A 19405-nucleotide genomic window follows, 5' to 3' on the forward strand; every position below is an offset into this window, starting at 1 on the left:
GAAGCGGTTACTAGCTTAACAGGGCCTCGCTGGAAAACGAAATCGAGCCCTCAGCCGTCCGCCCGGAGCGCCCGGCGCTCCATTTCCAGCTGCATCAGCTCCCGGTTCAGGCGCTGGAAGTCCTCGGGGTTGGAAGCAGCATCGAGCCGCTGGAGCTGGCCCATCTTGTCCGCTTTAATCCGCGTGATCTGCAGTTCGAAGAGCCTGGCCAGGATATCCCGGCAGTACCGCTGCATGGCCTCCGGAGTGCTGGCCGGCAACGGCGTTACAGCGAGTTCCGAGACCAACGAGCGCAGCGGCTCGGGAACTTCCTGGCGGATCTGCTCCACCCACGCCACAGGATCCCCCGCGTGCGCGAGGCCGGTGGCCCTGATGGCCGCATGGACCGCACCGTACGCAGGGGTGGAGAAGTGCGATGCCTCGAAACGTTCCCACGCACCGCCGCCCAGCACGGATGGATCCTGGAGGACAACCTCCAGGGCCTGGCGCTCCATGCCAGCCACGGGGTCCCGCGGGTCGGGACGCTGGAAAACGGGACCGGACGACGGCGGTGCTGCCGCCGTCGCCTGCTGTTCAGTTCCGGCTGTTGGGCTACCGCCGGGTGCTCCCCGTTTGGCGGCCGCCCCAACGTACCGGCTGACCTCCTCAATGGGCATCCCGAGCCAGCCTGCGAGTTCGCGGGTGTAGCCGGGCCTCGTGGCGGAGTCGCGGATCTGTGCGACCACTGGAGCGGCCTCGCGCAGGGCTGCCACGCGACCCTCCACGGTGTCCAGGTTATGCCGGCGGAGCGATGCCTTGATGGCGAACTCGAAGAGTGGCTTGCGGCTGAGGATGAGGTCACGGACAGCAGCGTCACCCTTGAGCTGGCGCAGGTCGCAGGGGTCGGCCCCACTGGGCTCGACAGCCACGTAAGTCTGGGCCTGGAACCGCTGGTCCTCTTCGAAGGCCCGCAGGGCAGCTTTCTGTCCGGCAGCGTCGCCGTCGAAGGTGAACACCACTTCCCCTCCGGTGCCGTCGTCGGAAATGAGGCGTCGCGCGATCTTGATGTGCTCGGTGCCGAAAGCAGTACCGCAGGTTGCCACCGCCGTCGAGACTCCCGAGAGGTGGCAGGCCATGACGTCTGTGTAGCCTTCCACCACCACCAGTTGCCGTTCCTTGGCAACGTTCTTCTTGGCAATGTCGATGCCATAAAGGACCTGGGACTTCTTGTAGAGCACGGTTTCGGGGGTGTTCAGGTACTTGGGGCCCTGATCGTCTTCGTAGAGCTTGCGCGCGCCAAAGCCGATGGTGTCCCCCGCGATGTCGCGGATTGGCCAGATCAGTCGGCCACGGAAGCGGTCATAAATCCCCCGGTTGCCTTCGGAAAACATGCCGGTCAGTTTGAGCTCCGCATCGGTGAAGCCGCGGCCACGTAAGTGTTTCAGCAGCGCGTCCCAGCCCTGCGGGGCGTACCCGACACCGAAGTGTTCAGCAGCGGCACGGTCAAAGCCGCGGCCGTCCAGGAAGTTTCGGCCCTCCGCCGCCCCGGGCGTCAACAGTTGGGCACGGAAGAATTCGTCAGCGATTTTGTGGGCGTCCAGCAGCCGTTGACGCTTGCCGACTTCCTCACGGCTGGGTCCGGTTCCGCCGTCCTCGTACCGCAGCTCGTAGCCAATCCTGGCGGCCAGTTTCTCCACGGCCTCATGGAAGGAGCTGTGGTCCATTTTCTGGATGAAGGAGATGGCATCGCCGTCCTCGCCGCAACCGAAGCAGTGGTACCGGCCCACTTGCGGGCGGACGGTGAAGGAGGGCGAGCGTTCATCGTGGAAGGGGCACAGTCCCTTGAAACTGCCCAGTCCCGCGCCCTTCAGGGTGACGTAACCGTCAACGACTTCCTTGATATCCGTGCGCTGGCGTACTTCGTCGATATCTTCACGTTTGATCAGGCCAGCCACGTCACCATCCTAGTCGCTCGGGCGTGGGCTCCCGGCTTCACCAGAGTGACGGCAGGCTGCCCACCAGGCGCTCGTACATGGCCAAGGCAGAGGCGTCGGTCAGCGAGGCCACCTGGTCGATCACCACGCGCAGCCGGGCACCGTCGTCGACGGCGTCACGCCAGTCGGACGCGAACATCGGCTCCAGGTGCCGGTCGCCGGTCGCGTTCAGGACGCCCACCAGCGCGTGCAGCACTTCCCGTTGACGCTCGTACACCGGCTGGCGGTGGTCCGTGGAAATGACGAAAGTGGTGGCGAGGCCCTTGAGGACTGCGATCTCCGCGACTGTTTCGTCTGGGACCATGAGTTCGGCGTCGTACCTGGTGAGGTTGGCGGGCCCGAAATGTCCCCTGGTTGTCTCCATGGCGCTCTGGCAGAACCGGCCAATCAGCTGGCTGGTCATGTCCTTCAGCGCGGCCATGGACTTCCGGCTGCCGTCGGCTTCACGGACCCACACCTTGGTGGCTTCTAGCCGGGCCAGGGCAGCGTCGATCTCCGCGGGATCGTGGTGCGGCAGGTACCACTGCTTGGTGTAGCCCACCACCCGTGCACGGTGGTCGGGGTTCTCCATCCATTTCAACTGGAAGTGGCCGGCAACGATCGCGTCCTCCACGTCGTGGACCGAGTAGGAGATGTCATCCGCGAGGTCCATGACCTGCGCTTCGATGCAGGAACGGTTTCCGGGCGCACCTTCGCGCAGCCACTCGAACACGGGAAGGTCGTCCTCGTAGGCTCCAAACTTGCTGGTGCGGTGTCCGTGGATGACAGGGGCGTCCACGGCTGACCACGGGTACTTGGATGCAGCATCCAGGCTGGCCCGGGTGAGGTTCAGCCCCGCCGGACGGCCGTCCTCAGACAGCACCTTGGGCTCCAAGCGGGTCAGCAACCGCAAGGTTTGCGCATTGCCTTCGAACCCACCGATGGTGTGCGCCACTTCGTTGAGCGCGGACTCGCCATTGTGGCCGAAGGGCGGGTGGCCGAGGTCGTGGCTGAGGCACGCTGTGTCCACGACATCGGGATCGCAGCCCAGGGAGCGCCCAAGCTCACGGCCTACCTGGGCCACTTCGAGGCTGTGCGTCAGCCTGGTTCGCACAAAGTCGTCGGTGTCAGGAGCCACTACCTGGGTCTTCGCACCGAGCCTGCGCAGGGCCGAGGAATGCAGGACCCTGGCCCGGTCCCGTTCGAAGTCCGAGCGGTAGTTGCTCTTGCGGGGTTCTTCGACCCAACGCGCGGAATCAGCGTCGACGTAGCCGGGAATTGCCTGCACGTAATCGTGTGCGGTTCCGTTGTGGCCAATCATCGCTTCGGTTCCCATGGGTATCTGCCTCCTTCAAGCGCCGGGTGTGGTGCTTCTTGAGCCAGTCTTACACGTGTGAGGCTAGCCGCCCGACACGTCCAGCTCCGCGGCCGAGATATCGGCGCTCTGTTCAGCGTTCAGCTGACGGCTTTCCAGCCAATCCTTGGGGAGGGCAGGCTTCTTGGGCGAGCCGGCCCGGCCTCGGGGGCCTTCTGAATCGACGCCCGGGTAGGGCGAGTCCATGTCCAGTTCGTCAAGGTATCCGCGGAGGACTTCCAGGGTGGGGACGGTGGCGAGTTTAGTGCGCAGTTCGCTGCCAACCACATATCCCTTGAAGTACCAGGCCATGTGCTTGCGGATCTCGCGCAGCGCCTTGTATTCGTCGTTACCGAACGTCTCAACCATCAGCTCGGCGTGGCGGTAGACGCCCTCAGCCACTTCCCGGAGTCCGGGGCGGTGCCTTTGGTCGCTGCCCTCGAACGCTGCCTGGAGGTCTCCGAACAGCCAAGGGCGGCCCTGGCAACCACGGCCCACCACTACGCCGTCCACACCGGTTTCACGGACCATGCGCACTGCGTCCTCGGCCGACCAGATATCGCCGTTGCCCAGCACCGGGATATCGGGCAGGGCTTCACGGAGGCGGGCGATGGCGGACCAGTCGGCCTGGCCGGAGTAGAACTGCGCGGCTGTCCGACCGTGAAGGGCGACGGCGGCCACGCCCGCGTCACGGGCGATGCGGCCGGCGTCGAGGTAGGTCAGGTGGTCCTCGTCGATGCCCTTGCGCATCTTGATGGTCAGCGGAATGCCGCCTTTGGACGCTTCCTTGACCGCTGTGTTGACGATGGACGTGAAGAGGTCGATTTTCCACGGCAGCGCGGACCCGCCACCGCGGCGGGTCACCTTGGGCACCGGGCAGCCGAAGTTGAGGTCGATGTGATCGGCGCGGTCTTCCTCGACCAGCATCCGCACTGCGGCGCCCACTGTTACCGGATCCACGCCGTAGAGCTGCACGGAGCGGACCTTTTCGTCGTCGTCGTGCGAGATGATGCGCAACGATTCCGGCGTCCGCTCCACCAGGGCACGCGATGTCACCATCTCGGCCACATACATGCCGCCGCCGTATTCACGGCAGAGCCTGCGGAAGGCAGAGTTGGTGATTCCGGCCATCGGGGCAAGGATCACCGGGGTGTCCACGGTGATCCCGCCGAGCTTCAATGGCGGGAGCTCGAGCTTTGGTGCGGGGGGCGTTGCTACTACAGTCACCCATCCATTGTTGCAAACGCGGGCAAATCGGGTACCCGGGCCCTCACAGAAGCCACCCGTTCTCGTGGGCCAACCGCACGGCTTCGGCCCGCGTCCGCCCACCGGTCTTGGCCATGGCCGCCGAGAGGTAGTTCCGGACGGTGCCTTCGGAAAGCATCGCGGCCCTGGAAATGTCCGCCACCGTGCCGCCGTCGGACGCCGCCTTCAGCACCTCCGCCTCACGTTCGGTCAACGGACTGTCTCCTGACATCAACGACTCAGCTGCGAGCGAGGGGTCCACCACACGCAGTCCGTGGTGCACCCGCCGAACGGCCTCTGCCAGCTGCCGCGCCGGGGTGTCCTTGACCACGAAACCTGACGCACCGGCCTGCATGGCCCTCCTGAGATATCCCGGCCTGCCAAACGTCGTGACCATCAGGACATGGCACGACGGCGCCGCATGGCGAACGGCGGCCGCCGCGGAAATACCATCCAGGCCTGGCATTTCGACATCCAGCATGGCCACGTCAGCCGCATGCTCCACCACGGCCGCAACAACACCGGTCCCATCCCCCAGCTCAGCCACTACTTCGATGTCCGCTTCAAGCCCCAACAAGGCAGCGAGGGCACCCCGGACCAAGGCCTGGTCGTCCGCGATCACTAACCGGATGGTCATACGTCTACAGCCAATCTGAACCCTCCCAGGTCGCTCGCACCAATACTTACCGTTCCGCCGGCGGTGGCCGCCCGCTCCCGGATCCCGGCCAGCCCGCTGCCGGGTACGCCCGGCCCCGGCCCCACGCCGTCGTCCTCCACCAGAACGGTCGACGCCGTCAACCGGACCCGGCACTGGACGGCGCCTGAATGCCGCACAACGTTTGTGACGCCCTCCCGCAGCACCCAGCCGAACAGTTCCCGGTACTTGGCCGGCACCTGCTCCACTGTCAAGGGAAGGTCGGCTTGGATACCGGCCGATTCCAAAGCCGTCCTCGCTGCCGCAAGCTCGGCAAGGACATTGACCCCGCGGTAGCCGGCCACCGTGGCCCGGACGTCGGCGAGCGCACCACGGGCCAGCTCCTGGACCTCACTGATCTCCCCCACTGCCCTGTCCCTGGCCGGGCTGTCGGGGGTTGCTTCCATCATGCGGCCCGCCAACTCCGCTTTGACGGCTATGACGGTCAGGGAATGTCCCAGGATGTCGTGCATGTCCCGGGCCACCCGGCTGCGTTCGGCTGCCACAGCGGCATCTGCCAGTTCTGTTTGGGCGGCCCGCAACTCCGTTGTTTGGCGGATCAGCCGCGCGAAGGACGACATCATGAATCCGAGGGACATGATGAGCGCCGGCTGGAAGAATGCCTGCTCCGGGTTTCCCTCAGCCAACTCCGAGGCCAGGGAAATACCGGAGAGCGCCATGATCAGGGCGAAGTCAACGCGGGGCGGCAGCGTGGTCATTCCTATGGCGCACGCAAGGAATGGCCAGGTCCACAGCGCTTCCTTGCCCACCAGAAGAATCACCAGGCCGTTGAGTGCCAGAAGCACAGCGACGCACGCCAAACCCGTCCGGACGTCCCGGCGTCGGCTGAACATCGGCAGGATGGCATATGCCGCAAAGAACGCCACCAACGACGCCGAGGCCAGAACCTTCCAACTCACGGGCTCGTCCACGGACCATACGAGGTTCCAGGTGGGCCAGGCCCACAACACAATGGAGAACGCTGCGCCGATGAACCACTTGCGGGGTCCGGGACCGCGGAGTGTCTCCCACAAGGACGGGCTGCTCATGGATCCCACCTTAGTCACGGGCGGGCAGCTCAGACACGGTTGGTGTCACGACGGAAGGCCATGGCAGCCCCACCCACGAAAATCGCCAGCCAGACCAGGACATTCACGATCCACAGGGCATCGAACTCCCCGGTGATGGGGCTTCGTGCCAGCTGCCCGATCCCGTAGGCCGGCGTGAATTTGGCGATGGCACCAAACGTTTCGCCCATGATCTCAATCGGCATGAAGAGCCCTCCGAGCATGGCCAGGATCGCCAGTGCCGGGCCCAGGATCTGCATGACGTTCTGGCTTGGCATGAGGTATCCCACGAAAAGACCCAGGGCTGCGAACACCAGGGAACCCACCCAGGCCACCAGTCCGGCAGTCAGCCATGTCTGGGCGTCCATGGTCACCCCGGCGAGGGCACCGATCACGAACTGGGCGATCACAGCCACCAAAGAGAGAGTCAGCGCGGCGGCGGCCTTGACGGCAATGTACGCACCGGGCAACAGGGGCGTGAGGCGCAACTGCCTGCTCCAGCCCTGGGCGCGTTCCACGGCCACCTGGCTGCCCGCACCCGTTGCTGCTGTCATGGCCGCATAAACGGTGAGGCTGATCAGGATGTATTGCCCGTAGCTGTGTCCGTTGGGCAATTGCTGGTTCTTGTTGGACAGGCCGAAGATGAAAAAGAAGATCGCCGGCATGAGCACCGTGAACATGATGGTTCGCCGGTTGCGGAGCATCCTCTTGATCTCAATCCAGAGGAAAGTGGGGTTGACGCCGCCCGCGGAGGGCCTGCGGTCCTGCATTGCTGTTTCCTGGCTCATGTCCGGTTCCCTTCCATGGCCGTGGGGGCCGTGGGGGCCGCGACCGGTCCGGCCTCGTCTGCGGTGAGGGCCACGAAAGCTTCCTCAAGGTTGTTCGCAACGACCTCAAGATCATGGGCGCCGGTGTTGGTGAGCAGGAAACGGACCACGGAATCCGAGTCGGCAGAGCGGACGGTGACGCGACCGCCGTCGAACTCCACGTGGTCGGCCGGCGGCAGTCCTGCCAGCAGGGCACGGTCATTGGGAGGAAGTGACGCCCGGACGGTCCTTCCGGAAGCCAGGTTCTTGATCTGGGCTGCGGTGCCGTCGGCAACCACTGTCCCCTGGCGCACCAGCACGATCCGGTCTGCGTAGGCGTCGGCTTCTTCCAGGTAATGGGTAGCGAAAATAACGGTGCGCCCCTTCGATGCATCGGCGCGGATGGCGGACCAGAAGTCGCGGCGTCCGGCGACGTCCATTCCCGTGGTCGGCTCATCCAGGATCAGCAGTCCGGGGTCCGAGACCAGCGCCATGGCGAAGCGGAGTCGTTGCTGTTGCCCGCCGGAGCACTTTTCAACCCGGCGATCGGCGATGTCCAGGATACCTGCGCGGGTCAGGACCTCGTCCACCGGCCGGGCCGAATCGAACATGGCCGCCGTTAGCTGCACTGTTTCCCTGACGCTGATGTCCCGCAGCAGGCCTCCGGTCTGCATGACGGCCGCTACCTGCCCGCGGGCTATGGCTCCCCTGGGCGCGTGCCCGAAGATGGAAACCTCGCCGGCATCCGGCGTGCTGAGGCCCAGGATCATGTCGATGGTGGTGGTCTTGCCGGCCCCGTTCGGCCCAAGGAACGCCACCACTTCCCCTTGCTCCACGGTGAGGTCCAGGCCGCGTACCGCCTGGACCTTGCCAAATCTCTTATGCAGTCCGGCGGCGCGAACGGCCGGCACTCCGGGTGTTGTCATTGCTCTCCCTGGAATAGGTCTTGTACACCCATTCAAGCCGGGGAACCGTCCGTGCACCCGTAGCGGGTGTCATCGGTTCGACATGACAAATGTCATCCGGTCAATCGCTGCTCCGGCGCTCCGCTTCGCGCTGGGCCCGACGACTCCCTGGCCGGGCCGGCCTGATCCCGGCGGCCGGTTCAGGGTTGGCACTTTGCCGGTCACCGGCGTCGTTCGTTCCGTCCTGCCCGGAACCCACGACGACGGCGGCCGCGGCCAGCGCGCCGGTATCCTCAAGGTCGTCGGCACTCACGGCCGGTCCGCCGGCGGCGGCAAGGCGCTTCATGCCGGTGGCCTTGACCACCAGGACGGCGATGAGGGTAGTGACCGGGATCGCGAGGACCAACCCGATGGAACCCACCAGGGTGCGGATGACTTCCTCCGACAATTCGGCGCTGGTGAGGGCCTCTGCCAAGGGGCGGTCGTACAGCATCACAATGATCAGAATGGGAAGTGCCGCACCTGCGTAGGCAAACGCGATGGTGTACACCGTGGAGGCGATATGGTCCCGCCCAATCCTCATGGCAGAAGAAAACAGCTTCCGGGCGCTGGTGTTCGGTGCGAGCTCGTACAGCTCCCACACCGCCGACGATTGGGTGATGGTGACGTCGTTGAGGACGCCCAGGCCGGAAATGATGAGGCCGCAGAGGATGATCCCCGAAATGGATATCTGCGGTGACATGTTGACCAGCGTGGAAGCATCGTGGCTGCCCACACCGGCCAGGTTGGCTGCGTCAGTGGCCCACGCCGCCAGGAGCGCCGTGATGGCCAGCCCAAAAATGGTTCCCAGCAACGCCGTGGACGTTCTCGCAGAGAATCCATGGGCAAAGTAGAGGACGCCGATCATGATCACTGTGGACCCTACCAATGCCAGCAAGAGTGGCGGCTTGCCCTCCACCAGACCGGGCAGGATGAAACTGACCAGGACGAAGTAGGCTCCCACCAGGCCCAGGAGCGCACGGAAGCCGCGCCACCGGGCCACCGCAATCACCACGACGGCGTACAACACTGCCAGGGCCGCAATGGGGATGTTGCGCACAAAGTCGACGAAGACGTACGACGGCGCCCCGCTGCCCGCGCTGTTGCCCTGCACGCCGGAGAGATTCAGGTACCGGATGGAGTCACCAACGTCTACGCCATGGGACATCGCCACATCGGGGTTGATGACCACTTTGACGGCCTCCCCACCCTTGTCCGGCACGGTGAAGGCGAAGGTGCACTGTGAGCCGCCGGCCTGGTTCTGGCCTGTGGTGGGCTGGCTCGTGTCTGACTGGCTGGTGCTCTGCTGACCCGTCTGGCTGCAGCTTTCCACCACGACACTTTGTATTTTGCCGGTGTCGAACGTGACCCCCGGGGCAGCCTGGTAGGGACTTGAAAAGTTGATCCCTTCCCGGCTGCCTGAGGGCCACATGAGCAACATCGCCACAAGGGTGAGCACGCCCAGGGGAACCAGGACTGCCGCCAGCAGCCAATTGGCCCTTTTACGGGAAGCGACCGCCTGCGGGGTTGGTTCCGAACCTTCAGGATGACCGTGGGAGTGACTGTGGCCCATCAGCTGCAAAACCTCATGGGCTTAAGCCTACGTGGACCCGGAGGACTCCCGGCTCATCGTGGAGGGATGTTCTGGTTGACGCGGAAGAGGTTGTCGGGATCGTACTTGGCTTTGACCGCTACCAGCTTCTCCCAGTTGGGTCCGTAGTTGTCCGCGACCCGGTTTTGGTCTTCCGAGTCCATGAAGTTGATGTAGCCACCGGCTTCCGAGTGTGGTGCCAACGCGGCTGCGTACCCGCGGGCCCAGGCGATGTTGGCTTCGTTATCAGCAGGATCGGGCCATTGGGTCGCGATGACCGGAGAGAACTTCATGTCGCGGTGGGCGAAGGCTGTGTCCTCTACGGCTACCCGGGACACGGCGCCATCGATGGGATAGACGTGGACGGCGGTGTTCATGCTGGTCACGGTGGCCCCGAACTGGGCGTGGGCAGCGATGGCGCCATCGTTGAGTTCGCGCAGGAAGTTGGCCTTCCAATAGCCCTGCATGCCCTTTGGGTTGAGTCCGTCAAAGGCGACGTTCAGTGCCGGATATGGCATGGGCCCCACCATGGATCCCGCCACCGGTGCGGCCTCCAGGAACGGCTGCCAGCGTGCGTCCCCTTCAGCGGGGTCTCCCGTCCACATTCCTACTACCACGCACACTGCCTTGCCGTGCCACTCTTCGGGGAGGAAAGGCACGGGCGGTCCTTGGTGGAAGCCCAAGAACGCACCGAACTCTTCAGGCGCCGAGGCTATGTAGTCACGGTAGAACCGGGCGACGGCAGGGATGTTCTCAGCGCCGTAAATGATGATTCCCGCATGGACCATATCCACGGGATGGAGTTCGAACTCCAAGGATGTCACCACCCCAAAGTTGCCTCCACCGCCCCGGATCGCCCAAAACAAGTCTTCGTTCTGTTCGTCGCTGGCGATCAGGAACTGGCCGTCTGCCGTCACGACATCTGCCGAGACAAGGTTGTCGCAGGAGAGTCCGTACTTCCTGGCGAGGTACCCTATCCCGCCGCCCAAGGTCAGGCCCGCCACGCCAGTGGATCCAACGATTCCACCGGTGGTCGCAAGCCCGAAAGCGTGCGTGGCGTGGTTGAAGTCAGCCCAGGTGGCTCCGGCTTCGGCCCGGGCCCTGGAATTTTGGGGATCCACCCTGACCCCGGTGCGACTAACGAAGTCCAGCACCAGTGCGTCGTCCCACGTCCCGAATCCAGGAGCGCTGTGCCCACCGCCCCTGATGGCCAAGGGCATGGAGTTGTCGCGGGCGAAGCTGACGCCGGCGATGACGTCGGAGACCTGCGCTACACGGATGACACCGGCAGGACGCTTGTCCACCATCGCGTTGAAAACGGCGCGTGCTGCGTCGTAGTCAGGATCTTCAGGAGTGACGAGTTGCCCGCGCAACTGTTCCCGCAGCCCGTCGAGGGCGATCTTGTTCATAGTGCATACCATCGATTCAGACGTGAGACCGGACTTTCCACACGCTTCTCCCCCCGGATGTGATGGCGTGGGGGCTTACTTCGATAGGACTACTCCTGAGCCTGGGCCGCGTCAAGAACCTCTGATAAGGACCCGAAAACAACGAATCCTGCCTGGCCCGTGAAAGAGGGCCAGACAGGATTCGCAGCGATTTAACGACGTCCGTGGGTTCCGGTCAGTCGCTCACGATCAACGTATCAGCACCACGCACGTGGGCTTTTCCGGACTCCAGCAGTGGTCCAAGGACCGCGCGCAGGGCCGTCATCGATTCGTCGACTTCCAGCAGGACCGGGTGCTGGTAAGCGATCAGTGCCAGGAGGTCACGTACCGCCGCTTCAGCGTCTTCGGACGAAAGGCTGGGGTCGTGTCCCAGGAAGACATCCGACGGTTCATCGGAGTTGCCTTGCGCGTAGCTGATGGCGAACGCCTGGATCTTGCCCTTGCGGCTCGCCGGAACGCCTTGGCCGAAGGCACTGGCTTTCGGTGCCCGCAGGACGATCGCACCATGGGCGCCTGTCAGGTCATGCAGGAACAATCGCTGAACGGTGGCGATGCTGAGTTCACCCGGGCTGTCCCAGTGGTGGACGTGTGAGTAGTACTTACCCACCACGTCACTCAGCTCGACGGACCCTGTTGCCAAGTCTTCCACTCGCTCAGCGGCGGCTTCCTCGGAACCATCCCCGAAACGCGGCAGTTTCAGCGGCTCGGGTTCCACCACAACCAGTTGTGAACGCTGGATGGGGGAAAGTCCCGCTGCAGCGGCAAACGCAGCGCCGGCGGTGTCCGGTTCCACTTTGCTGCGGAGCTTTGAAACGCCCGACGGCGAGTCCCCGGCTTCGCGGCGCAGCATGGCCAGGAGGGTGGAACCGACCCCGCTGCGACGATGGTCCTTGGCGACCTCGATGTAGGCCCACAGGCGTTCCGGGTGCAGCGACGCTTCATGGACGACGCCAGCGGCAACGGGAATGCGCCCACCGTCCACGACGTCCTCGGCCACGATGCAACGGCGCCACGGCTGGTTGCTGGACGGTGCCAGGGCAGCACGGAACTGCTCAGCGGGAAGGGTTTCCGGGCCACCCCAGATCTCCAGGAGGGCGAGGTCGTCGCCTTCCTTCCATTCGCGGTACTCCAAAGCCACGGTCAGGCGCCGATCAGGCGTGCGGCAAGGTAGCCCTCAACCTTGTCCAAGGACACACGTTCCTGGCTCATGGTGTCGCGCTCACGGATGGTGACGGCCTGGTCCTCGAGGGTGTCGAAGTCAACGGTGATGCAGAACGGAGTTCCGATCTCGTCCTGGCGACGGTAACGGCGGCCGATGGCACCGGCGTCGTCGAAGTCGATGTTCCAGTTCCGGCGCAACTGGGCACCCAAGGCCTTCGCCTTCGGGGAAAGGTCCTCGTTGCGGCTCAGCGGCAGGACAGCGGCCTTGACGGGGGCCAGGCGGGGGTCGAGCTTCAGCACAGTGCGGACATCGACGCCGCCCTTGGCGTTGGGGGCCTCGTCTTCGGTGTACGCGTCAATCAGGAAGGCCATGAACGAGCGGGTCAAACCGGCGGCGGGCTCGATCACGTACGGGGTGTAGCGCTCGTTGGTGGCCTGGTTGAAGTAGCTCAGGTCCGTGCCGGAAGCCTTGGCATGGGTGGAGAGGTCAAAGTCGGTGCGGTTGGCAATACCCTCAAGCTCGCCCCACTCCGAGCCTTGGAAACCGAAGCGGTACTCAATGTCCGTTGTGCCCTTGGAGTAGTGGCTGAGCTTCTCCAGCGGGTGCTCGAAGAAGCGCAGGTTGTCCTCACGGATGCCCAGGCCCGTATACCAGGACATGCGTTCCTTCATCCAGTACTGGTGCCACTCTTCATCCGTGCCGGGCTCGACGAAGAATTCCATCTCCATCTGCTCGAACTCGCGGGTGCGGAAAATGAAGTTGCCCGGCGTGATCTCGTTACGGAAGGACTTGCCGATCTGGCCGATGCCGAACGGGGGCTTCTTCCGGGACGTGGTCAGCACGTTGTTGAAGTTCACGAAAATGCCCTGCGCGGTTTCCGGACGCAGGTAGTGCATGCCTTCCTCGCTGGCCACCGGGCCCAGGAAGGTCTTCAGCAGACCGGAGAATTCCTGGGGTTCGGTCCACTGGCCGCGGGTGCCGCAGTTGGCGCAGACGATGTCGGCGAGGCCGTTTTCTGCCGGACGGCCCTTCTTTTCCTCGTACTCTTCTTCAAGGTGGTCTGCACGGTAGCGCTTGTGGCAGGACAGGCATTCAACCAAAGGGTCGGAGAACACTTCGACGTGGCCGGAAGCTTCCCATACCTGGCGGGGCAGGATAACCGAAGAATCCAGGCCAACGACATCTTCGCGGCCGCGGACCATGCTCTGCCACCACTGGCGCTTGATGTTTTCCTTCAGTTCCGCACCGAGGGGGCCGTAGTCCCATGCAGATCGGGAGCCACCATAGATTTCACCGGCCTGGAAGACAAAGCCCCTCCGCTTGGAGAGGGAAATGACCTGGTCAAGGACGGATTTTGCTGCCATGGGTAACTCCATTTGTTCTACAGGGCCGCTGGGTGCGGTCCGCGGTGGTTAGCCCCGGATTCCGGACGAGGTTGTCCGCGGGGTGCTGGGGGAAATTGCTGTCTCCTACCCTACCGGCCTTTAGCCGCACCCCTTCGTGCGAAAGCCCCTCTGGGCCATGGCAGGGTGCCCACGATGATCGCGGCGAGCGTCAGGACGGTACCCAGCACCGTGGGCAAGGCGACCACCGCGCCGGGACTGGGGATCACGACGTCGAGCACCAACGACCCCACCAGCTGGCCCGCAATCATGCCCAGGCCGGTGATCAGTACCCCGAGGCTGCGGACCAGCAGCGCCGCCAGGCCGATGAAGAGGCAGCCCATGGGACCGCCCAGGTAGTACCACCACTCGGACGGAAGCGGATTGCCGGGCCCTGCCACGGCGAGCTTGATGAGCCAGGCGATCCACAGGATGGTGGAGCCGGCGATGAAGTTGACCAGCGTGGCAGCGACGGGTGTCCCGTAATGCACGGTGGCGGTTCCGTTCATGGCCTGCTGGAAGCTCATCAGGAATCCTGCGGCGAGCGGCAGGAGCACGGGCAACAGCAGCGAAGCGACGTCTGCGTCACCGCCGAACCGGGGCGAAACAGCCCACGCGACGGCGGCAACCGTCAGCACACTGCCCAGGACGCGAACGCCCGTGATGGCCCGTTTCCCTCCGGGGCCGATGCCCATGCGGTCCACGAGCAGTCCGCTGAGGGTCTGCCCCGTCACTGCGGCGACCGTAAACAGTGCCACGCCAAGGAGTGCCACGGTGAACGACTGGGCAAAGACGAACAGCGCGCCAATAGCGCCCGCCATCACGTAATAACGGGGGAAGCTGCGGTTCCGGACAGCAGGCATGATGCGTTGAAGGCCGGCCCTGCCTTTGGGCGTCGCCAGCGAAATGGCACTGATGAGCAGCAGGCCTGTGGTGAAGCTCACCACGGCAGCTGCTATGCCGTCGTTCAATCTGGCACCGAGGGCCCCATTGATCCTTCCTTGAAGCGGAATGACCAAGCCCGTTGCTACTGCAATCGGGAGCCCAAGGGCAAGCGGGAAGGCGGAACGGGAGGAAGGCTGCGGCACTGTCACCACACTACTTCAGGCATCATTGCTGTATGAGCAACCCGGAAATCGAAGAAATCCCCATCCGCGACGACATGATCCGCCTGGGCCAGCTGCTGAAGCTCGCCAACCTGGTGGAGGACGGTGTGGAGGCCGCGGAGCTCATCAAGAACGGCCTGGTCAAGGTCAACGACGAGATCGACGAACGCCGCGGACGCCAACTCCACCCCGGCGATACTGTGACGGTCAACGGTCAGACCGTGAAGATCACCGCCGCCTAGCCTTGGAGCTCAATCGGTGAGCACTTTGTGGGTGAGGAACTCCCCCACATGCCCGATCTCCTGCTGGTTGATACCGTGCCACATCCCGGTGTACAGCACCTTGGTGAGGTCCACGTGCTTGCGCACCCAACCCATGGTGTATTCGATCTTGTCCGGGGTGATGACCGGATCCTGCTGGTCACGGCCCCAGAACATCGGCATGGTGCCATCCAGTTCGTCGTCGCGGAAGGCGGCGTCAGCGCCGGCGTCGATCACAAAACCGGAAAGCCCGACGACGGCGGCAAAGTCCGCGGGCCGGTACCGGAGCATGGTGGTGGCTATGGCCATGCCCATGGAGAACCCAAGGAGCGTCACTGAGGAGTGGTTGGCCTTGACGGTGTCGAGCCACTCCAGCGCGTACTCGGCAGCGAGTTTGACGGCCTCGACGGAGTAGTCGATGGACGCCGTGAGCGGGAACCACGTGTAGCCGGGACCCATCGGCATGGGCGCGCGGAGGGCAGCCACCACAAAACCGTCCGGCAGCATCCCGGCAAGGCTGAAGAGGTCCTCCTCGTTGGAACCGTAACCATGCAGCAGGACCAGCAGGGGCTTGCCTGCACGCTCGGCTTCGTCGTGGGACCACAGGACAACGGGCGCGGGGAATGCGGGAGCTTCTGTCATGGTTCTATTCTTGCAGTTACCCACAGGTAACAACTTACGGTCGCGTAGGGTCGCAGACACGAGGCAGGATATGAGCGTGAGTGACAACAATCCTTTGCTGAAGCCGGGAGCCCCGGTACAAAAACACCCCTGGAGCCGGTATGTGGCGCTGGGTGATTCCTTCACCGAGGGCATCGGCGACCCCGAGCCCCTCAACCCCGGAGGCTACCGCGGCTGGGCGGACCGTGTGGCCGAAGAACTGGGCCGCGGGCACGACGACTTCGCTTACGCCAACCTCGCCATCAGGGGCCGGCTGCTGCAGCAGATCGTCGACGAACAAGTAGGCCCGTGCCTTGAGCTCCAGCCCGATCTCGTCTCGATTTCCGCCGGCGGCAACGACCTCATCCGACCGGGCGGCGACCCCGACCTGCTCGCCGAAAAGCTTGACGCCGCCGTGGCTGAGCTCGGCTCCGGTGGTGCCACGGTGGTTCTTTTCAACGGCCCCGACACTGCGTCCTCTGTCTTGGGCCGCATCCGCGGAAAGGTAGCCATCTACAACGAGAACCTCCGGACCGTGGCCGCACGGCACGACGCGATCATCGCCGATATGTGGTCCCTTCGGCAGTTATCGGATTCCCAGATGTGGAACGTGGACCGGCTGCACTTTTCACCCCTGGGCCACCACACCATCGCGATGATGGTCCTGGAGGCCCTCAACGTCGAGCACACCCTTGAGCCTTTGGTGCCCAAGGCCCTTCCGCCGCGGACCTGGCGTGAAGCCCGCTCTTCGGACCTCGTCTGGGCGCGCGAGTATTTTGTTCCCTGGGTCCTGCGGCGGCTTCGGCACCAGTCCTCTGGCGACGGCATTACGCCAAAGCGCCCGACGCCGGGTCCCGTCTTCGGCGCCAACGGCACCTTGCTGCCGCGCAGCTAGGATGCGGCTCACCCCCGGGGAGGGACACCATGCCGGATGACGGTTCCCTCCTGGCCGGGAAGGTCCGGCAGGTTCGCATGAAGCGCCAGCAGTTACGCGCCCCTCATGCGGCCTCCGCGGCCGAAGCCCTCAGCAACCTGCTGGCAGTCCAGTCACAGGAATTTCCGTACGCGCGATGGACGCTTGCACAGAGGTGCCAGTCCCTGCCCATGGTCACCGCTGCCGACGTCGAACAAGCCGTGGCGGACGGCACCATCCTGCGCACCCACATCCTCCGTCCCACGTGGCATTTTGTTCACCGGGACGATCTCGGCTGGCTGATGGGGTTGTCCGCCGGCAGGCTCCATCAGGGAAACAAAGGCATGTACCGGCAAACCGGCATCAACCAGGAAACCGCAGTCCGAAGCGGACACGTCCTGGAGCGTGCCGTGGAGGGCGGGGCGCACAAGACCCGGGAAGAGCTCGCCGCGATCCTCGGCGCGGCCGGTTTGCCCAGCAAGGGTTTGGCGTTCATTTACCAACTCATGCACGCGGAAATCAGTCGGATACTGGTCAGCGGCACCCCCGTCCGGTCCGCGGGTGGTGCACTGAAGCAGACCTATGCCCTGTTCGACGAACGGGTCACGGGCACCGCGGGTGGGCCGCTGACAGGCACGGACCGTGAACAAGCCCTTGGCCGGCTGGCCCTGCGGTACTTCGCCAGCCGTGGACCTGCCACAGTCAAGGACTGTGCAGCCTGGTCGGGCCTCACCATGAAGGACGTGAAGCTGGGTCTGACCGTTGCCCACGAGGTCTCCCCCGGGACGCTTGACTCGGTTTCTTTCGATGGCCTGGAATTTCACCTCGCATCCGAAGATGTCGAAGCGCTGTCCGGGCTGGCCCAGCACGAGGCACTCCCCCGGGTGGACCTCATCCAGTGCTACGACGAGTACGTGATGGGCTACTCCCAGTCCCGGCACTATCTCGGCGGAACGGCACCGCACTTCCCCGAGGACAACAGCCCGCTGCACGTTGTCCTGGTGGACGGGCGCCTGGCAGGGTGGTGGCGGCACGCATTCACCAACGGCGTCTGCGAACTCGACATCAGGATGAACCGGCCCACGACCCCGGATGAAGACATCGCACTGGACGCCGAGGTGCACCGTTACGGGAGTTTCGTTGGCCTCCAGACCAAACTGGTGTGATTCAGCAGACCAAAACTGGCGTGATTTATCGGGTCTAAGCTGGGAGGAGACCTAGGAGGCCTGCACTTTGAACAATCTGATCTTCTGGATCATCGTCTGCTCGTGGCTGATTCCGCTCGGAATCCGCATGTACAACCGCTCGCGCGCCCGCCGGCTCCAGGACAACAACTTCCCCGGCCCGGGCTACCCACCGCAGAATCTTCCCGGCCCCGGATACCCGCAGCAGGGGTACCCTCCCCGCAACTACCCTGCCCCGAACTACCCGGGCCAGGACTACCCCGGATACCCCACTGACCCAGCCGACATCCGCCCGGCTGATCCGGCACCGCAGGCGGCTCCGCCGTCGAGCCCTTCATCCCCCATCCAAACTCCCGCCGCCAACGTTTCGGAGCCGCAGGGCTACCGGGCGCGGAAGCTGGCCGAGCTTGACGCGAAGTTCAGCAACGGCGAGATCGCCATGGAGGACTATATGAAGCAGCGCGGCGACATCATGAATGGCTGAGCAAGCGCTCCACGCTGTGGCTTACGAGAAGAACGCCTGCCGGAGCTGTGCCGACAGTTGGCCGATTTCGGTCAGGAAGCCGTCATGGCCAATCGGTGCTTCGATGACGTGGACCGGCACGTCCCCCGGAAGCGCGGCCGCTAGTTCCCGCGACTGCGCGGGGAAGTAGAGCCTGTCGCTGTCCACCGCCGCTACGAAGAACTCTGCCGTGGTCCGGGACAGCGCGTCTTCGAGTGAGCCGCGGCCCCTGGTCACGTCGTGGGACATCAGCGCTTCGGTGATGGCGACGTAGCTGTTCGCGTCGAAGCGTCGGACGAGCTTGTTCCCTTGGTGGTCAAGGTAGCTCTCCACTTGGTAGCGGCCCCGCTCCGCGAGCACGGCGGCAGCAAGTGGCGTCTCCTGGTGCTGCGGCTCCCGTCCGAAACGGTAATCCAGTTCCAGGGCCGAGCGGTAAGTGATATGCGCGATCCGGCGGGCCAATGCCAGGCCGTCTTCAGGGGCTGCGCCACCGTAGTAGTCGCCATTGTTGAAGTTCGGGTCCTGCCGGATGGCGAGTGTTTGGGCCTGTGCGAACGCGATCTGTTCGGCCGTGCTGTACGCACCCACCGAGATCACGGCGCATCGTTTCACGCGCCCGGGAAACGTCACAGCCCATTCCAGGGCCCTGGCACCTCCCATGGAACCGCCGAGTACGGCATGCCACGCCTTGATTCCCAGGGCGTCCGCGAGCCTCGCTTCAGCCTCAGTGCTGTCGCGCAGGGTGATCAGGGGGAAACGCGATCCCCAGGGTTTGCCGTCAGGCGCTTCGGAGGACGGGCCCGTGCTCCCGTAACAGCCGCCCACGATGTTGATGGAGACCACGAAATACCTGGTGGTATCGATGGTGCCGCCAGGTCCAACGAGTTGCTCCCACCACCCTTCCTCGTCGGTCGCCCCGCGTGCCACATGCGTGCTGCCCGTGAGCGCATGCTCGATGAGCACGGCGTTGGAGGCATCCGCGTTGAGCCGCCCCCACGTTTCATAAGCCAGGACGACGTCCGGGAGGAATCCACCTCCCTCGAGTTCGAGCGAACCGATGCTGACGTACTTGACCGTGCCGTCTGCTTCTTCGGATGTGGGTACGGCTGTTGCAGTGATGGTCATTCCTTTGACA

At 64.4% G+C, this 19405-nt stretch carries 18 protein-coding genes; 4 read left to right on the forward strand and 14 right to left on the reverse strand.

The features are described 5' to 3' along the window. Nucleotides 1–50: 50 nt before the first annotated feature. The 12 genes from dnaG to AC5RU9_RS12890 all read right to left on the reverse strand — a co-directional run bounded on the left by dnaG (nt 51) and on the right by AC5RU9_RS12890 (nt 14742). Nucleotides 51–1934, reverse strand: coding sequence for a DNA primase (gene dnaG / locus AC5RU9_RS12835; RefSeq protein ID WP_494016735.1), 1884 nt, complete (start codon nt 1932–1934; stop codon nt 51–53). Nucleotides 1935–1971: 37 nt separating this feature from the next. Next, nucleotides 1972–3288 carry a deoxyguanosinetriphosphate triphosphohydrolase gene (locus AC5RU9_RS12840; protein WP_494016736.1) on the reverse strand — a complete coding sequence of 439 codons (1317 nt, stop codon included), beginning with the start codon at nt 3286–3288 and terminating at the stop codon, nt 1972–1974. 63 nt (nt 3289–3351) lie between these two features. Then, nucleotides 3352–4533, reverse strand: a complete 1182-nt coding sequence (dusB, locus tag AC5RU9_RS12845) for a tRNA dihydrouridine synthase DusB (protein ID WP_211711649.1) — start codon at nt 4531–4533, stop codon at nt 3352–3354. Between the two features lie 43 nt (nt 4534–4576). Beyond that, complete coding sequence (locus AC5RU9_RS12850; protein WP_494016737.1) at nt 4577–5188, reverse strand: response regulator transcription factor; 612 nt, start codon at nt 5186–5188, stop codon at nt 4577–4579. Further along, nucleotides 5185–6294: a sensor histidine kinase gene (locus tag AC5RU9_RS12855; RefSeq protein ID WP_494016738.1), complete on the reverse strand. Its 1110-nt coding sequence runs from the start codon at nt 6292–6294 to the stop codon at nt 5185–5187. Before AC5RU9_RS12855 ends, AC5RU9_RS12850 begins: the two co-directional genes overlap by 4 nt. Nucleotides 6295–6323: 29 nt before the next feature. Continuing rightward, on the reverse strand, nt 6324–7100 hold the full coding sequence (locus tag AC5RU9_RS12860) for an ABC transporter permease (RefSeq protein WP_494016739.1): 777 nt from the start codon (nt 7098–7100) through the stop codon (nt 6324–6326). Next, complete coding sequence (locus AC5RU9_RS12865; protein WP_494016740.1) at nt 7097–8044, reverse strand: ABC transporter ATP-binding protein; 948 nt, start codon at nt 8042–8044, stop codon at nt 7097–7099. Before AC5RU9_RS12865 ends, AC5RU9_RS12860 begins: the two co-directional genes overlap by 4 nt. Before the next feature lie 100 nt (nt 8045–8144). After that, a complete protein-coding gene (locus AC5RU9_RS12870) occupies nt 8145–9635 on the reverse strand; it encodes a YibE/F family protein (RefSeq protein ID WP_494016741.1) in 1491 nt (496 codons plus the stop codon). Nucleotides 9636–9688: 53 nt separating this feature from the next. Then, nucleotides 9689–11062, reverse strand: coding sequence for an FAD-binding oxidoreductase (locus tag AC5RU9_RS12875; RefSeq protein ID WP_494016742.1), 1374 nt, complete (start codon nt 11060–11062; stop codon nt 9689–9691). Between the two features lie 214 nt (nt 11063–11276). Beyond that, on the reverse strand, nt 11277–12239 hold the full coding sequence (locus AC5RU9_RS12880; protein WP_494016743.1) for a GNAT family N-acetyltransferase: 963 nt from the start codon (nt 12237–12239) through the stop codon (nt 11277–11279). Between the two features lie 2 nt (nt 12240–12241). Next, entirely contained in the window at nt 12242–13627 is a 1386-nt protein-coding gene (locus tag AC5RU9_RS12885; RefSeq protein WP_494016744.1) for a glycine--tRNA ligase, read from the reverse strand. 110 nt (nt 13628–13737) lie between these two features. Further along, nucleotides 13738–14742 carry a DMT family transporter gene (locus AC5RU9_RS12890; RefSeq protein ID WP_494016745.1) on the reverse strand — a complete coding sequence of 335 codons (1005 nt, stop codon included), beginning with the start codon at nt 14740–14742 and terminating at the stop codon, nt 13738–13740. 23 nt (nt 14743–14765) lie between these two features. On the opposite strand from AC5RU9_RS12890, the gene AC5RU9_RS12895 reads away from it, so the two are divergent. Further along, nucleotides 14766–14993 (forward strand): RNA-binding S4 domain-containing protein, encoded by a 228-nt coding sequence (locus AC5RU9_RS12895; RefSeq protein WP_211711640.1) that lies wholly within the window; start codon nt 14766–14768, stop codon nt 14991–14993. A gap of 9 nt (nt 14994–15002) precedes the next feature. On the opposite strand, the gene AC5RU9_RS12900 is transcribed toward AC5RU9_RS12895, so the two are convergent. Continuing rightward, on the reverse strand, nt 15003–15653 hold the full coding sequence (locus tag AC5RU9_RS12900; protein ID WP_494016746.1) for an alpha/beta hydrolase: 651 nt from the start codon (nt 15651–15653) through the stop codon (nt 15003–15005). Between the two features lie 70 nt (nt 15654–15723). Here AC5RU9_RS12900 and AC5RU9_RS12905 point away from each other — a divergent pair, with 70 nt between their 5' ends. The 3 genes from AC5RU9_RS12905 (at nt 15724) to AC5RU9_RS12915 (ending at nt 18252) form a co-directional block, all read left to right on the forward strand. Next, complete coding sequence (locus AC5RU9_RS12905; RefSeq protein WP_494016747.1) at nt 15724–16566, forward strand: SGNH/GDSL hydrolase family protein; 843 nt, start codon at nt 15724–15726, stop codon at nt 16564–16566. A 29-nt stretch (nt 16567–16595) separates the two neighbouring features. Continuing rightward, nucleotides 16596–17750: a winged helix DNA-binding domain-containing protein gene (locus AC5RU9_RS12910; protein ID WP_494016748.1), complete on the forward strand. Its 1155-nt coding sequence runs from the start codon at nt 16596–16598 to the stop codon at nt 17748–17750. Between the two features lie 67 nt (nt 17751–17817). Continuing rightward, complete coding sequence (locus tag AC5RU9_RS12915) at nt 17818–18252, forward strand: hypothetical protein (RefSeq protein WP_494016749.1); 435 nt, start codon at nt 17818–17820, stop codon at nt 18250–18252. A gap of 21 nt (nt 18253–18273) precedes the next feature. On the opposite strand, the gene metX is transcribed toward AC5RU9_RS12915, so the two are convergent. Then, nucleotides 18274–19395, reverse strand: coding sequence for a homoserine O-acetyltransferase MetX (gene metX, locus AC5RU9_RS12920; RefSeq protein WP_494016750.1), 1122 nt, complete (start codon nt 19393–19395; stop codon nt 18274–18276). Nucleotides 19396–19405 lie beyond the last annotated feature (10 nt).

The organism is Arthrobacter sp. B0316-5-4, from assembly GCF_059090325.1.